Source organism: Parasphingorhabdus cellanae, from assembly GCF_017498565.1.
In the GTDB taxonomy this organism is placed as follows: Bacteria; Pseudomonadota; Alphaproteobacteria; order Sphingomonadales; family Sphingomonadaceae; genus Parasphingorhabdus; species Parasphingorhabdus cellanae.
In genome coordinates, this window is the sequence record NZ_CP071794.1 from 448,096 (window position 1) to 463,753 (window position 15,658).

The window sequence follows — 15,658 nt, forward strand, 5'->3', positions numbered from 1 at the left end:
TCCCTATCTCAGTTATCAAACTCTAAAAGCCAACTTTTGCGCCAAGGCGGAAGACGCGGCCCAATGGATTACCAATAAACGGGTTATAACCTAGTGGCAAACGCGCCGCCGATGCTTCTTCGTTAGTAAAGTTTTCAATCGAGAATTGTAGCTGCGCGTCAAATGCATCAATCGGAAGCTCGTAAGCGGCATGGAAGTCGTGCTGCGTATAGTTCGAGATATTCCGACCAAAATTGGTGTCGCCGAAATTGGTAGTGGCACATGGATCCGGTAATGCAGGGCATCGCTCGTCGACAACGCCCGCGATATAAGTCGCTCCATAACGCAGGTTCAGGCCAGCAACATTATAGTTGATATAGGCATTGGCCCGCCATGGCGAGATGGTGCCTGGCGCCCTGTCCAGATTGGCCAGTCCCACAGCGCTGAAGCCTTCTCGCAACAGGTTTCCATTCAAATTGAAGTCGCCAATATCATATTCCAAAATATGGCTGGCATTGACGCCAATAGTATAAACGCCCGGCCCTATATCGGTGGTGTAGCTAGCGGCGAAATCTAAACCAGAGGTTTTGGTTTTCGGACCGTTGACCCATTGCGTGAGGATCCTAGAGATGTTCGTACCCAATGTGGTGTTTTGAACACACGAACCGCCATCGAATGTGATCAATCCAGCAAATGGGTTTGAACAATCCGCTACTAGGATGGTATTTGCAGGATTCGCTGGGTCAGGAATACTCAACGATATAACACTATTGGCAATCGCTTGTGCATCGGTTCTTGTGATTTCGTCCTTGAAATCGAAACTCCAATAATCAACTGAGAAAGTAAAGCCGCTAAAGTCAACAACCGCGCCAATGTTATAGCTGAACGCTTTTTCCGGCCCTAGATCCGTTGGGTTACCGGCAATATCAACTGCTTTAAAGTTTCCGTTCGCGGCACCAATCGCCGCGAGTGAAGTCACAGCATTGTTCGAAACCTGTGCCGCCAACGGACCGCGGAAGGTAGTACCCACCGATCCTCGCAACACCAGCCAATCGGTTGGCTCCCAACGAATGGCGCCTTTAGGATTAAATGTTGATCCAATGGACCCGCCATAATCTTCAAAACGGGCTGCCGCGGTAATTTCCAATGTATCGGTAATCGGAACGGCAACTTCGGCAAAAATGGCTTTAATGTCTTGATCCAAACGTTCGGGACGCGTTCCCCCAAGGAAGATAAACGAACCAGCGCCATCAAGACCGCCGCCAATACAGCTTTGGTCACCCAATATCACACAAGGGTTAAGGTCGAGATTGGACTCGGCCCGTAGAGGGCGAGAGAGAAAATCAAGCTGGCGATATTGTGCGCCGGCAGCCCAACCTATGTTGCCACCGCCAAGATCGATGCCTAGCTCACCGGTAAAAATAAGGTCTACTACCAATGTATCTTCGGTTTCCTCCACCCCGTTATCAATCTGGAGGAATTCGATCAGATCGGTCGAATTCTCGCTTCCCGGAACATAGAAAGGGTTCGTTAATCCCAATGCAGGGTTTTCGGGGCCAGCATTTACAAAAGGATTAAACCACTGACATCCGCCAACGCCCGGTGTACCGGTGGCTGGATCACAGTCAGCACCGCCTAAACCATTAAGTGCGTCCTGCAATCGAGAACCAACAATCCCTGGGGAACTGCGGCGCCGTTCATAGTTGGCCCAGGTCACAGATAATTGGCCGCGCAACGTCTCGGAAAAATCTTTCTCCAGCGTACCGGACAGACGAAAAGCTTTGTTATTGGCTGTCTGCCGTCCAGAACCCCTGCCGGGATCTGTCGGATTGCCAAGAAAACCAAAGGGACGCCACAAGAGAACACCGATAGGTCCCGGAGTTGCTCCTAGCCCATTCTGAGTCTCAAATGCGGGTATGCCTGGGTTGTCAGGAGAAATGGAGAAACCGCCACCGAGCCGAGCTCCCCCCGGACCTTGCAACGGTGGGTAACCCGGTGAGGTTCCGATGCGATCAAGATCGGTTTGCGCGTAAGTAAATTCACCATGGAACCGGAATGTATCTGATAGATCAATATCAGCTTGAATATAGCCCTGATAGCGATCTTCTTCCTCCACCAGGTTATCGTTCGGTATAAAACTGAAACGACAAAGGGATGCGCCGGTGCCATTTGGTCCCGAAGTATCTTCCACTCCGCCCAGTTCATTACAACCTTGATCTCTAACCAAGCCTGTCCCCGGAACAATGAATGTACCAGGCGTTGCCAAGGCAGACCACGCCGCTGGGTTTACGTTGTAAGGCTGAAAACCATAGGAACGATCGGTCGATTCCAGTTCGGAACGATGCTGCCAGCCAAAGCCGGCCATGATATTCAGATCACCGAAATTCTGTCCGACCAATATAGAGGCGGTATAGTTGCCATCAGACCCTTTGATGAAGTCATAGTCGCCTTGCAACTCCACGCCCTCAAAACCGGTTTTGGTCACAAAGTTGGCCACACCAGCGATGGCATCAGAACCATAGGTAGCCGCTGCGCCATCTTTCAGAATTTCAACACGGTCAAGTGCGAAAAGGGGAATAGAGTTCGTATCCCCGAAACCGCCACCAACGGCGCCCGGTGCCGTCAGCGTCCGTCGACCGTTAAATAATACCAATGTTCGCGTTGGCCCAAGGTTACGAAGGTTTACCGAACCAAAGCCCTGATTGGCCTGTGCGTCCGCAGAAAACTGGTTGGAATCACCAAGAACGCTGCCGACTTCAGGCAAGTCTTTGATAAACTCCAGCGGTGAAGACACGCCATTTTGTGCGAGATCAGCGCTGGTATAAACATCAACGGGAACCGCAGCATCTTCGGGCGTACCGCGAATGTAGGAACCTGTAACAACGATGATATTCTCTGCGTCATCGTCATCCTGCACATCCTGCGCATGAACCAGCCCGGGGGTCATAGCCATGGCCAGTGTCAGCGCGCCCAAGGCGCACCTGTTGCGTAAAATGGATTTCCTCATCATGCTCTCTCCTGCTTGTCAGTCTTTATTTATATTATTGGGGAGTACTGACTTTTATTATTATGTTGTGCAATGTGCGCCCTATAATAGGGGTCCGTCAAGGGCGTTTAATTAGCCGCTTAACTGTTCCGCTAAAACCTAGGTGAAAGGCCGCTTTGACAAATATTCATGGCGATGGAACAGGCCCTTAGAACCAACAAATGTTGCTTCCGTGCACAATATTTGGTCAAAAATTCTATTTCTGGGAACCGATTCAAACCTTAGAGTCGGTGTTCGTTTAGTCCCCGCTAATCGGCCGCCGCGACCGCAGCGCCTGCGCCAAAGTCCCTTCGTCGAGATAATCCAGTTCTCCGCCGACCGGTATTCCATGGGATAACTGACTGAGTCGCAGCGGGAAATTTTCAAGCCGTTCCGCAATATAATGGGCGGTTGTCTGCCCTTCCAGCGTTGCGTTCATCGCAAGGACGACTTCATCAATGCCGCCTTGCTCCACCCGGTTGAGCAGCTTGTCGATGGCGATATCCTCAGGCCGCACACCATCCAGCGCCGATAGCCTGCCGCCCAGCACATGAAATTTGCCGGGAAACAGTCGTGATTTGTCCAGTGCCCACAGGTCGGATACATCCTCGACTACGCAGAGCGATTTTTCATCGCGCCGCGGGTCATTGCAAATCTGGCAGGGATCCTGCGTATCAACATTGCCGCAAATCCCGCAGGTTACCATGTTGGCATCCACCCGTTCCATCGCTGCCAATATCGGCTTCATGGTCGTCTCGGGCCGCTTGAGCAGATATAGTACCGCGCGGCGCGCCGAACGCGGGCCGAGGCCCGGAAGCTTCGACAGGGCCTGAACCAGATTTTCGATTTCTTGCGATGCCATGATTTGACCTTTAGGGCCATGATGTGCGTGCTGCCAATATAAAATCATGCTGTCCTACACGGATGAGTTTGGTTAGGGAGACAGCATGACTCACAAGCCCGTTAAATTCGCGACATTCAAGGCGTTACGAAACAAATCCGCTTTATCACCCGAACCACCAGCAGGGGGTGAGAATTGTGTGAACTTTGGAGCGGCCAAGGGCTCGCGCGGTCGCAGGATTACCCGTGTGAATTGTGTGAACTTTGCAAGGCGGGATTGCAATACAAGAGATGACAGCTTGTGCTCCGCACTTGATGCGGAGCCCAGGGCGAGCGGACGCGACAGCTATCCTAGGCTCCGCATCAAGTGCGGAGCACAAAAATTGGAAGCTGGGAAAAAGCACTCTGTGAATTGTGTGAACTTTGGAGCCGGCAATATGATGTACCAGGCGCGATCATGACCGCTGAGACACCTACAAAACTGCGCCTTGCCTTTATGGGGACACCGGAATTCGCGGTACCGGCCCTGCGCGCCTTACATGCGGCAGGGCATGAGATTGCTGCCGTCTATTCACAGCCGCCGCGCCGGGCCGGGCGGGGAAAGAAACTAACCCCCTCTCCTGTGCAGCAAGTCGCGGAGGAATTGGGGTTGGAGGTCCGCGTGCCGGTTTCCTTGAAGAACGAAGAGGCGCAAGCCGAATTTGCAGCGCTTGGCCTCGATGTCGCCGTTGTCGCCGCTTATGGCTTGATCCTGCCACAAGCGATATTGGATGCGCCGAAAATGGGGTGCCTGAACATTCATGGTTCGTTGCTGCCCCGATGGCGCGGTGCGGCGCCCGTGCAGCGCGCGATTTTAGCTGGCGATGAAGAAACTGGCATTACCATCATGCAGATGGAAGCGGGTTTGGACACCGGACCAATGCTGCTGAAATCCAGTACACCGGTTGCGGAAAAAACCGCAGGCGAATTGACTGAAGAGCTAGCGCAAACCGGGGCTGATCTGATGGTGCAATATCTCGCTTCTCCGAAAGAATATCCGCCAGAGGCCCAAGATGATGCCCTTGCCACCTATGCCAAGAAGATCACCAAGGAAGAAGCGCGTGTGAACTTTGATCAGCCTGCTACAACAGTGCTGCAGCAAATCCGCGCATTTAATCCTGTGCCGGGCGCATTTTTTGAATTTGGCGGTGAGCGATACAGAATCCACCAAGCCCTATCCCTTCCCCGTCATCCCAGCGAAAGCGGGGATCTCCCTGAGGATACTGCCGAACCTGGGGCTGCAGATTCCAGCTTTCGCTGGAATGACAAGAATTTTGCACCAGGGGCGGTGATATCAGATAAACTATTGATAAAATGCGGTTCTGGCGCGATTCAACCCGTCACTATCCAGAAAGCCGGAAAGCCAAAAATGGCTTTGGCTGATTTCCTCAACGGCACAAAAATCCCTGTGGGCACATCACTCCGATGACCCGGTTCGCGATCACTCTGGAATATGATGGCCGACCGTTCATGGGCTGGCAGCATCAGGATCACGGCCCCAGCGTACAGCAAGCTGTTGAAAACGCTATTAAATCAATAACTCAGCAAGAAATTCGCGTGTTCGCTGCTGGCCGCACAGACGCCGGTGTGCATGCGCTGGGCATGCGCGCCCATTTTGATCTGGAGACGAGGTTGACGCCGTTCCGGTTGATGGAGGGACTTAACGCCGGGCTGCGGCCTCATCCGGTGGCGGTGCTCGCCTGCGACATAGTCGATGATGAGTGGCACGCCCGATTTAACTGCATCGGACGGCGCTATGTCTACAAGATCACCAACCGCCGCGCGCCGCTGACACTGGATAAGGGGCAGAGCTGGCAGGTTGCGCGGCCGCTGGATGCGGGGTTAATGCATGATGCTGCGCAGATATTGGTAGGGCAGCATGATTTCACCACCTTCCGATCAACCCATTGTCAGGCGCAAAGTCCTGTGAAGACGCTCGACAGCATCTCGGTGACACGCTTTGGCGAAGAAATTGAAGTCGAGGTGGCGGCCCGCTCTTTCCTGCATCATCAGGTGCGTTCGATGGTCGGTTGCCTCAAACTGGTCGGTGATGGCAAATGGACACGCGACGATTTGTTGAATGCGTTAAAGGCAAAAGACCGCGATGCGCTGGGCTTTAACGCGCCACCGGATGGGCTCTATTTTGTCGATGCAATTTATCCGGCCAGCTGACGCCAAGCAACGGAGAACTAGCGATTAAGTCGAAAAAAAAGCGCTCAGGGTGAGCGCCTTGATCTAAAGACTGAACAAACGTTGCAGTGATTTATCGAGCATCAGCAATTGCCAGAGCAAACGGCTGTTATCCGCCTTTCCGGCGATATGATCATCGGCCACTTTGCTTAGGGCCTGTTGATCAAACCAGCCCATGCGCGCCAGCGCTCCAGCACCGGAAATTGCCCGCGCTTCATCCGCCAATGGCCCGCGCAACCACTGGGCAATCGGCGTCACAAAGCCCATTTTCGGGCGATAGAGGATATCGTGCGGCAAATAACGCTCCATCGCCTTTTTCATCAGATATTTGCCGGTCCCCCGACGCACCCGCAAGTTGGTCGGCAATTTCGCGGCAAATTCCATGAGCTTATAGTCCAGCAATGGCTCCCTCGCTTCCAGGCCCACCGCCATGCTGGTCCGATCAACCTTGGTCAGGATATCGCCGGGCAGCCACATTTTCATGTCGGCATATTGCGCCTGATCGAGACCATTGCGCGCTGGTGCACGCTCCATCAGGTCGATCATCCGGGCCTCGCCCCGATAGCCATCCAATTGCTTAGCCATAGCATCGGAATAAATCGCATGGCGGCCCGCTGGCGTCGTCACCCCAACCGCTTCGGCATAGCCTTCTGGTCCGGAGCGGGCGAGCGACAGCAAGGTCGATTTGGCGCGGAGTGGTCTCGGTGCCCAATCGGCCTTGGGATAGACCTTGCCGAGCCAACCCAATGCCGGTCCTCGAAAAGACTCGGGAATCAGGCCCCTCACCCGTTCTTCGGCATGATGAAAAACATGACGGCGATAACCGGCCAGCGCTTCATCCGCGCCATCGCCAGAAAGTGCCACCGTTACATTCTCCCGCGCCAGCTCGGCCACACGATAGGTCGGCAGCGCAGAGCCATCGGCAAAAGGTTCATCAAAATGGTCGGCCAGCCTATCGATCAGGCCGAAATCATCTGCCGCCACGGTCCGCGCGCGGTGATCGGTTTTGAACCGTTCTGCGATCTGTTTGGCATAGCTGGTTTCATCCAGCGAGGCTTGATCAAAGCCGATGGAGCATGTCTTGACCGGCTGGCGGCTTTTTTCCGACATCAAAGCGACGACCGCACTGCTATCGACGCCGCCGGACAGGAACGCTCCCAAGGGTACGTCGGCAATCATGCGTGCACTGACCGCGTCTTTCATCAACGCAACCAATTCATCCTCCAGCGCCGAAGCAGATGCTTTGTTCCGCTGGCTAAAATCCATATCCCAATATTGGATCGGTGCAGGTTCCGGCTTGCCCTGTTCAAGAAGCAAATAATGGCCGGCGGGCAGTTTCTTGACGCCTTTCAACAGCGAGATATGATCCGGCACATATCCAAAGGCCAGATAATCATCGACCGCGCGCAATTCTGGCTCTCTCCGCAACAAGGGGTTCGCGAGCAACGCTTTCAATTCCGAGCCAAACAATATGCTCCCGTCCGATACAGGCGCGTAAAAGAGCGGTTTCACACCCAGTCTGTCACGCGCCAAGAACAGCTGCTTGGTCCGCTGATCGAATATCGCAAAGGCGAACATACCGTTGAGCCGCTTCAGGCAATCGACTCCCCATTGCCGCCATGCATAGAGGATAACCTCGGTATCACTGCTAGTGGCGAACTGATGCCCAAGCGATTCCAGTTCTACCCGGACATCCTGAAAATTGTAAATCTCGCCATTATAGCTGATTACCTGCGCTTCATCAGCGGTCAACATGGGCTGCGCGCCGCCTTCCAGATCGATGATCGACAGCCGGCGATGGCCGAGACCGACACCAGGTGCCGTCCAGATACCGGAACCGTCAGGCCCGCGATGCGACAAGCTATCGGTCATCTTGCGCAGCCGCGCGGGCTCCACCGGCTTGGCCGTTTCCAGATGAAATATTCCCGCAATGCCGCACATGATGTGCGCCCTAGCGCAGCCCCGCCATTTCGTCAGCCAATTTATCGATCGGTCCTAGTGCCTTGCGAAAAGCATCCATCGCGGCGCGGGGACCAGCCTCATCGACTTTCTCTGCCGATATCAGAACCGCGACTGCTTGCTGATTGCCGCCAAGCAATTTTGCTTTCAACGTTGCAAGCTTCACCGCCGACCCGCTTCCAGTCAGTGTGTCACCGATCCGATAGTAGGATTGCACGTCGCGAACCACGGGCCCCGGTGCTGTTATCTGGATCGCGCTGCCGGATTCTGGCTCCGGCAAATTTCGGCTCCATGACCAGTCCGTGCGCGGATCAAAAGCGCCCTGCCCATAACCGACAATTTCGCGGCCACCCTCCTGACGGTCATAAACAGCAATCGCAAGATCAACCTCAGCACCGTTTGCCAAGTTCCGATAGCGGCCGAGCAATTGGTGATTGGCACCGTCAAACCGAGGCTTCCAGTCAAATGTTGGTCGATAGTCAACCCGCTCCCAACCGTCGACGGCGGGCAGCGCAATTTTATCGGGCAGTGGAGAGTTTTGCGCCGCCAGGACGGACGTCCAGAGCAGCGGAGCAGAGACTATTGCGGCCATGGCGGCCATTGCCATTACGGGTGTCAGCTTTGGCGAACCGCGATGAGAGTTGCGGTCAATGGTCTCTCCGTCGATCATCGGTTCGTCAATTTTGCGATCAAAAAACGGCCAACCGACCGCCATGACTAGCGCCAGAACAAAAGCAAAAAAGAACCAGCCGTAAAAAATATGATCAAAGCCAGAAGCAAAATCTGTCGTCGTGTGATGGGCGATGTATATCGTTCCGAAAGCACGGATACCATTGGCCAATATTGGCACCATCACAGCGGCGATCATGAACAATGTCCGGCGCTGCCAACTCTGGAAACAAAGATTGCTCACCAGCGCACCATAAGCGATCATCGCGATCAAGAATTTGATACCGGAACAGGCCTCGGCAACCTCGAAATAACCGGTTGGGGTCGAGATAAAGACACCATCAATGAACGCCGGGATGTTTGCCCATCCCAGGAAAACCATCGACATTTTCGCCGTAATCATCTGAAGAAAAGGAACAAACTCCTCCCCAAAAGGCACCAGAAAAAGGCTGTAAAACAGGGGAAAAATAAGACCGCGCGTGACCGCAAGACCAAGCAGCGTGATAACCGCTCCCTGCAGCATCATGACCAGCCCCAGCTGACGTGCAAAGGAAACGCCAGCTGCCTCCCCCAACAACCAGCCGAAAGCAGCCACGCCAATCCAAAGCAGGCCTGGTGTCCAGATTTTCGGCGTGATTTTCGCCAGTTCCTCGCGCCGCTGCTGCACCAACCAGAAAAGGATCGGGGTGATCAAAAGACAATGATTATAGGTGGAGACATTCCACCAGGCGTCGACCATGGCCATGGCGTTTCGCGAGAATAGGAGCAAAATCACGGCAACTGCCAATGTCAGAAGACGCAAATGCCGCATCCAAACGGTCGCATCCGATATGTGTGGAGCACCTTGTGCGGGCTGATCGATGGCGGCGCTGTTCATTCCGCTGCCTCAATTATTTCATCGTCTTCGATGCCGCAAAGCCTGGCCATATCCGCAAGTTGGGTTTTCCAGCTATATGTCGATCGGATCAATCGATTTGCACTATCACCGAGAAGTTTAGCCTTCTCGCGATTAGACAATAAATCACAGACGAACTGTGCTTCCTCTGATGGATTATTGGCGACGCATAGATGTTCACCAGCGACTGCATCTATACCTTGCGCCGCGGCAACAGAAGCTACGACGGGTTTACCCATAGCCATCGCTTCGAGGACCTTATTCTGGATACCCCGTGCAATCCGCAAAGGTGCAACAACGACATCGGCCGCCTTGATCCATGATCGGATATCATCGACGCTGCCCGTAACCATAGTGCCATTCAAACCGTCCAGCTTACGCACCGCATCGGTTGGAGCGCGCCCTACAATAGCAAACTGCGCATCGGCATGGCGCTTAATGATCTGTGGCATCACGTCTGTGGAGAATGATAATACAGCTTCGACATTCGGACGATAATCCATCTGACCTGTAAAGACCATCAAAGGCCCCTTGTGAGGTAGCTCAACCGCAGCCACATCGCTCGGATCATAAAAATGAAAATCAATGCCATTGCCTACGGCTTTCACTTTATCCTTGGTCAAGCCAGAACGCTGCCGAAACAATTGTGCTTCCGCTTCACTAACGAACAGAGAATAGTCCGCACGATTGGCGACTTGCGTCTCAAAGGCGCCGAGCAATTTTGCCTCACGTCGGTTGATCCAAGCCATCGGACCAGTGCCGTCATCGGCATAGCTTTCAAACTTTGCGCTATCGACGTCGGCAAAGTCCATTACCAGCCGACCATTATAGTCGGCCGGAACAAATTGAGCCATCTGGCCGGAAAAGACGAAGATGCAGTCAATCGGCCGAGCCTTCAATATGCCTTGAACATAGCTATGAATTTTCGTGCTATCGAAAGAGGTTAGAGAAACGGGCCTTCCGGTTGCCACTGCTTCGATCCCAGCCAGCCAATTGGATTTGTCACGCCGGATAATCTGTAAAGACGCTAGCGAAGCCTTGATATCGCTTTCCTCTGCCTCTTCCGCTTCATCATCAGCAAAGCAGGTCAGATGCACAGGCCGATATTCCATCAGCTTACGCAAAATATGATGCGATCGAATCTTATCACCTCGATTGGGCGGCCAAGGGACGCGGTGAGTCAGGAATATTATCTCGCCCACTAGCCCAAACCTCTGGCGATGATCGGTCCCAAATGATTTGCGATAGGCAACGGCAGTTTCTGCCACAAAGCGACTTGCAGACGATATTTGGGACTCATCGGGTTAACATCGCGGACTTCCTCGCCATTAATCGCGCGGATGGCGTAGGAAAGCGACTGCGGTTCAAAACCCCAATTCTTCTTGAAAGAATAAGCGCCAGTACCAACTTTCGAACGGCCGAAATCAAAGCGTCGGCAACCGCGTTTGCGCGCATGGTTCATGAGTGCAAAATACATAATGTCATTGGCGCGTAGCCGCCGGGCATCATGGGTCCCGCCGCCCCAGTAAGGCATGACAGTTTCATTATGATAAAGGCTCAGCACACTCGCAACGGGCCTGCCATCCTCAAGCACTGTGAGGATATCCGCGTGCTCGCCAAACCCATCCAGCACTGCATCAAATAACTTTTTGGGGAATACCGGCGTGCCAAGATTGCGGACGCTTTCTGCATAGACGGCATAATGATCTGTACCGTCTTGCTCGCTGGATCCGGTCCTGACGGTCAGCTGATTTTTTAGCCCCTTGCGAACCTCTGCCCTTTGTTTGCGCGGGATTGCGAGCAATTGACTTTCTTCATCGTCCGCAAGACTAGAGGCAAAACCGGCATAGACGCCGTCTTTATTTTGCCAGTTACCGGCAGGTATTGGCCCGCCGCGTAATTCTACACTCGGAAAGCTGTGCTTCTGCGCAAAATTCCATGCCGTATCTGCCAGCATTTCAGTTGCCTGATCATTGAGGCTCAATATCCCTCCGCCAACGGCGAAACCACTCGAAACCAACGCACGGCCGAAAAGCGGCGAATGAATAAGACTTAACGGCAATATCCCCTGAAGCTGTCCTTCGGTGTCTTCGGCCAAAATGTAGCGCCATTCGTGATTGCAGGCTTTTGATACGGCTAAAACCCAAGCTGGCCGATGAAACGCCGTGCCGTGTCGGTGATTGGCGACAAATTTCTCGATCCGCGCCAGTTCATCTGCGTCTTCACGGTCTAATAGGCGAATAAGGGTAACCTTAGGGGAAAAGGGCATATTCATTGCGCCCACTCTCTTTCCAGCTCAGCCAATTCATCGACCCTGCCCCAGACATGCTCCCTGCCCACGCGAACCAGTTTAGAGCGCATCGAACGAAGCTTCGTATAGTGACGTAGTTTGGATCTGAGCGGAGCGTCACCCACTCGAGGTTGCTCAGGATCTATCTCCCAGGGGTGAAAATAGAATATCGCACCGCGTCCATCGTCCTTTTGCATTTTTCGGATAGCCCGATCGTAAAGCACGTAAGGAAGCAACCGGAAAAACCCGCCACCTCCCGCCGCGAATACTCGATCTCCAACTTTTACGGTGGTGACAGGCAGCTCAATCAAATCTGAACCGGGCACAGGCTTCCATGCAAAACGTGGTGACCCTGCCCAACCATAATGGTCATGTCTAATCGGTGCTACGCTGGAAGAATAGCTATAGCCCTGCTCTGCCAACATTTCATGGGCCCAGGGCGTGCGTTGATCAATTGAGAAACTTGGCGCCCGATAGCCGGTAATGGCTTGGCCCGAACTATCTTCCAATATCTTGCGTGTGCGCTTCAGATCATCGCGAAACTGATCAGGCGTCAACGTAAAAACCCGCGCGTGATCATAACCATGGCTGGCAATCTCATGCCCCGCCGACACTATGCGCTGCATAAGCTTTGGATAGCGCTCTGCCACCCAACCAAGCGTGAAAAACGTCGCTTTGATACCAACCTCGTCAAAGAGCGCCAGCACGGCATCGGTATTCCGTTCGACACGGTGCTCCAGACTATCCCAATCGGCACGGTCGATTACCGTTTCAAAGGCGCCAACCTGAAACCAGTCCTCGATATCCACGGACATCGCGTTGAGCAAAGCATTTGCTTTTCTCGCCTCGTCGATGGGCTCAGGCTGCGCGTCCTGTATTGACATAGCTTTCCTTGCTCCGGACATCGCTTTCGACCCATTCCACAAGCATCGTCAAGATACGGTGCAGGCTTTCTTCCTGTCCATCCATGCGCGATTCGAGCGAAGATAGTCGTTTGAAAATGGCGTCCACGTCGGCCAAAACCGCGGCATCAACGGTGGGTTCAACAACCCTTGGCGTCTCATTCATTCCCGATACGACCGACGCTGGTTCAGCGGCGCTGTCGACCGCCTTAAATGGCAGCACCTCGTGCTCACCAGATACCGGTTCTTCGACATTCACAGCAGCCGGTTCAGGTGCAGCTATAGCAGCCGTTTCTTCCTCAGAATCCGTCTGAGTTTGAGGGGACCGTGCCGGCTTCTCCCACAATGGGCTTTTGACTGTTAGTGGATCAATCGCGTCTTCCGGTTCGGCGATCTCCACTTCCTCGCCTTTCAAATCGGCCAGTACGCGGCCAACAAGTGCCTGATCGATAAGCTCAGCATGCTCTACCGCCCCCATGAGCAAGACACGGCTCATCAATGTGTTGATTTTGCGGGGTACACCGGATGTTTCACTAAACAGCAGACGGAATACATCCGAGGTTATTTTCGGGCGGCCGGACCAACCACTTTTTGACAGCCGATGGGTGATATAAGGTTCAATCTCGTGCGCCTCCATCGGCTCAAGATGATGATGCGCGATGACCCGCTGACGCAATTGTTCCAATCGGTCGGACTGTTGCAAAGTATCGCGAAATTCCGGCTGACCCAGAAGGAATATCTGGAGCAATGCCTGACCGCCAAGCTGGAAATTAGAGAGCATGCGCAGCTCTTCCAAAGCGCCGGTTGGCAGGTTCTGCGACTCATCGACAATCAGCAAACAACGCCGCCCGGCGCGCGCTTCGCTATGCAGAAATTCTTCAAAAGCGCTGAGCAACTGCGCCTTGTCCATATCGTCTGTATCAATGTCGAAATGATCTGCGGCAAAACGTACAATATGCTTGCTGTCCAGCGCTGTGGTGACAACATTGGCTGCGGTCAATCGTTCACGGTCGATCGTTGCCATTAAATGGCTAACCAAAGTTGTTTTACCAGCACCGACATCACCAGTAATAACAATGAATCCTTCACCCTGCGCCAGACCGTAGCCAAGATAGGACAAAGCTTTCCGGTGAGTCAGGCTCTCAAAATAGTAATGCGGATCCGGGGTCAGCTGGAATGGCCGACTTTTTAATCCATAAAATTCTTCATACATCTTCGTATCCCCCACCTATTCTCACGGTGACCCTGTTAAAATTCATATTGCAAGCCCAGTAGCGCAGAGGCCGTCAGTTCACTGTCAAAGCCATCTTGCTGGAAACTATCTAGACCAACGGCTGCCGTTCCGGTCAGACCTGGGATGATCTGGCGGTAATAAGCAGCGTTTGCACCCAGAGCGAGCACGTTTGGTGCGCCCGCGAAGCCGCTATCCAAGAGATTGGCATAGACATTGGTATCAATGCTGGAGCGTGCATCTAGCTGACGTCCGATGGACAGGTTTGCATAATAATTTTCGTCGACCAGCCCATCGACACCGGCCAAGCCACCCAGTTGCGAAGCAAAGAAGCGGCGGCGCGAATAGCCAGCGGCAACGCCCATATTCCAGCCATTATAACCATAAGCCAATTGCGCATTAACTCCGCGCGCGCGGAATGAAGAGGATGCCGCAGATTGCAAAGCATCGTTCAGACAAAGACTGCTGGTCTGACCAAAGGCACAACCGTTTAATTCTCCGCTTAATGGATTACGGCTGCTCGAAAAGCTTGTTCCCAGAGACGCCAGATTGTCGTTCAGCAAACCACCAAAGCCCGACACGGTGTCATAGACCGAAACATTCAGCGACGTATTTTCGTTCGGCTGATAACCCAGGCTACCAGCATAGGTTGTGCTGCCATAGCGGCGGCCGATGCGGGCTTCCAAAGATGTTCTGCGGCTTGGACGCCACAACACACCAGCATCCCAGATCAGGCCGTCTTGGTCATAAGAAAGCAAGCGCGGTGATGCCTCGTCGGTAACCAAGCGGCCATCACCATCAACCACCGGGTCACCATTGATATCTCGCAACACATCGCGCTCGGAAATTTCGATATCTTCATAACCAACACCGCCCACCAGAGCGACCGTTGGCGTGACCGGAACTGTTACATCCGCGCTAACATATTTGCCTTCAAATCGCTGATCCAACTGACCGGCATCTTCTCGCTCATAGCCGCCGCCTGCAGACCAACCAAATGGCAGATCACCAGGCGTCATCCCGACGCTCGCGCTGGCCGAATGACTGACGCTGTCATCAAATATATCGATGGGTAGCTGCCCTGGAGGCAATATGCCCGTATCTTCGCTCTCAACCTTAGTATAACCGACGCGGTAGTTGGCGTTTACATCCAGCGCACCGATATTCGTGGACAAAGATGGGCCAGCATAGATGGAGTATACCTGCGTGACATTGTCGATATTACCGACCGTGTTTGAAGGCGCTTCTCCCCGAAGATCAACGCGGCTGCGCGTCGCGATACCGCCGGCTTCCAGCGCGAGAACATTCGGCACGACCTGAACGCTGCCGCGCGCCAGACCACTCAAAATATCATCATCGCCAATATTGTCCTGATAAAAAAGCGGCGTTCATAGCGCAGGTTCACTTGCGCTTCGGCTTGGCGTGTTTGGATCGATGTTTCGAGACCAGCGGCAACGGTCGTATAAGTCAATACATCAGAGCCATCTTTCAAGTCGGCAACCAATACCTGTTGCACTTCCAGATAAGGTGTTATTTCGACATTTCTGTCCCGGGCTTGCGCTGGCTGGATCGCCACCATCATCAACGGCGGCAGGACCGCTGCGATCTTCAAAACACCCTTGGGCCTACGGCTGGTCAC

The 15,658-nt window shown here is 53.6% G+C and carries 12 protein-coding genes; 2 read left to right on the plus strand and 10 right to left on the minus strand.

What is annotated here, in order from left to right; translation table 11 throughout:
• Window positions 1-22 precede the first annotated feature (22 nt).
• Window positions 23-2,989, minus strand: coding sequence for a TonB-dependent receptor plug domain-containing protein (locus J4G78_RS02230; RefSeq protein ID WP_207988261.1), 2,967 nt, complete (start codon window positions 2,987-2,989; stop codon window positions 23-25).
• A gap of 274 nt (window positions 2,990-3,263) precedes the next feature.
• Window positions 3,264-3,866: a recombination mediator RecR gene (gene recR, locus J4G78_RS02235; RefSeq protein WP_207988262.1), complete on the minus strand. Its 603-nt coding sequence runs from the start codon at window positions 3,864-3,866 to the stop codon at window positions 3,264-3,266.
• Between the two features lie 459 nt (window positions 3,867-4,325).
• Here recR and fmt point away from each other — a divergent pair, with 459 nt between their 5' ends.
• Both fmt and truA read left to right on the plus strand, forming a co-directional pair.
• Complete coding sequence (gene fmt, locus J4G78_RS02240) at window positions 4,326-5,312, plus strand: methionyl-tRNA formyltransferase (RefSeq protein WP_207990331.1); 987 nt, start codon at window positions 4,326-4,328, stop codon at window positions 5,310-5,312.
• Window positions 5,309-6,055, plus strand: a complete 747-nt coding sequence (gene truA / locus J4G78_RS02245; protein ID WP_207988263.1) for a tRNA pseudouridine(38-40) synthase TruA — start codon at window positions 5,309-5,311, stop codon at window positions 6,053-6,055. Before fmt ends, truA begins: the two co-directional genes overlap by 4 nt.
• Window positions 6,056-6,118: 63 nt before the next feature.
• Here the strand turns inward: truA and J4G78_RS02250 are convergent, their stop codons facing one another.
• From J4G78_RS02250 to J4G78_RS02285, 8 genes are read right to left on the minus strand one after another with little or no spacing between them, the layout of a single operon-like run.
• Window positions 6,119-8,014: an XrtA/PEP-CTERM system amidotransferase gene (locus J4G78_RS02250; protein ID WP_207988264.1), complete on the minus strand. Its 1,896-nt coding sequence runs from the start codon at window positions 8,012-8,014 to the stop codon at window positions 6,119-6,121.
• Window positions 8,015-8,024: 10 nt separating this feature from the next.
• Window positions 8,025-9,578 carry an exosortase A gene (gene xrtA / locus J4G78_RS02255; protein ID WP_207988265.1) on the minus strand — a complete coding sequence of 518 codons (1,554 nt, stop codon included), beginning with the start codon at window positions 9,576-9,578 and terminating at the stop codon, window positions 8,025-8,027.
• Complete coding sequence (locus J4G78_RS02260) at window positions 9,575-10,798, minus strand: TIGR03087 family PEP-CTERM/XrtA system glycosyltransferase (protein WP_207988266.1); 1,224 nt, start codon at window positions 10,796-10,798, stop codon at window positions 9,575-9,577. Before J4G78_RS02260 ends, xrtA begins: the two co-directional genes overlap by 4 nt.
• The gene (locus J4G78_RS02265; RefSeq protein WP_207988267.1) at window positions 10,798-11,871 is read right to left on the minus strand and encodes a FemAB family XrtA/PEP-CTERM system-associated protein; all 1,074 of its coding nucleotides are present in this window, start codon (window positions 11,869-11,871) and stop codon (window positions 10,798-10,800) included. Before J4G78_RS02265 ends, J4G78_RS02260 begins: the two co-directional genes overlap by 1 nt.
• Window positions 11,868-12,701 (minus strand): XrtA system polysaccharide deacetylase, encoded by an 834-nt coding sequence (locus J4G78_RS02270; RefSeq protein ID WP_375140357.1) that lies wholly within the window; start codon window positions 12,699-12,701, stop codon window positions 11,868-11,870. Before J4G78_RS02270 ends, J4G78_RS02265 begins: the two co-directional genes overlap by 4 nt.
• Window positions 12,702-12,744: 43 nt before the next feature.
• Window positions 12,745-14,001, minus strand: a complete 1,257-nt coding sequence (locus tag J4G78_RS02275) for an XrtA/PEP-CTERM system-associated ATPase (RefSeq protein ID WP_207988269.1) — start codon at window positions 13,999-14,001, stop codon at window positions 12,745-12,747.
• 35 nt (window positions 14,002-14,036) lie between these two features.
• On the minus strand, window positions 14,037-15,365 hold the full coding sequence (locus J4G78_RS02280; RefSeq protein WP_207988270.1) for a hypothetical protein: 1,329 nt from the start codon (window positions 15,363-15,365) through the stop codon (window positions 14,037-14,039).
• Window positions 15,362-15,658: a hypothetical protein gene (locus J4G78_RS02285; RefSeq protein WP_207988271.1), complete on the minus strand. Its 297-nt coding sequence runs from the start codon at window positions 15,656-15,658 to the stop codon at window positions 15,362-15,364. The genes J4G78_RS02280 and J4G78_RS02285 overlap by 4 nt, the downstream gene beginning before the upstream one ends.

Bases quoted from the DNA above. Each gene is read 5' to 3' on its own strand.
- J4G78_RS02230 (WP_207988261.1), bottom strand. From the start codon at position 2,989: ATGATGAGGAAATCCATTTTACGCAACAGGTGCGCCTTGGGCGCGCTG.
- recR (WP_207988262.1), bottom strand. From the start codon at position 3,866: ATGGCATCGCAAGAAATCGAAAATCTGGTTCAGGCCCTGTCGAAGCTT.
- truA (WP_207988263.1), top strand. From the start codon at position 5,309: ATGACCCGGTTCGCGATCACTCTGGAATATGATGGCCGACCGTTCATG.
- J4G78_RS02250 (WP_207988264.1), bottom strand. From the start codon at position 8,014: ATGTGCGGCATTGCGGGAATATTTCATCTGGAAACGGCCAAGCCGGTG.
- xrtA (WP_207988265.1), bottom strand. From the start codon at position 9,578: ATGAACAGCGCCGCCATCGATCAGCCCGCACAAGGTGCTCCACACATA.
- J4G78_RS02265 (WP_207988267.1), bottom strand. From the start codon at position 11,871: ATGAATATGCCCTTTTCCCCTAAGGTTACCCTTATTCGCCTATTAGAC.
- J4G78_RS02270 (WP_375140357.1), bottom strand. From the start codon at position 12,701: ATGTCCGTGGATATCGAGGACTGGTTTCAGGTTGGCGCCTTTGAAACG.
- J4G78_RS02275 (WP_207988269.1), bottom strand. From the start codon at position 14,001: ATGTATGAAGAATTTTATGGATTAAAAAGTCGGCCATTCCAGCTGACC.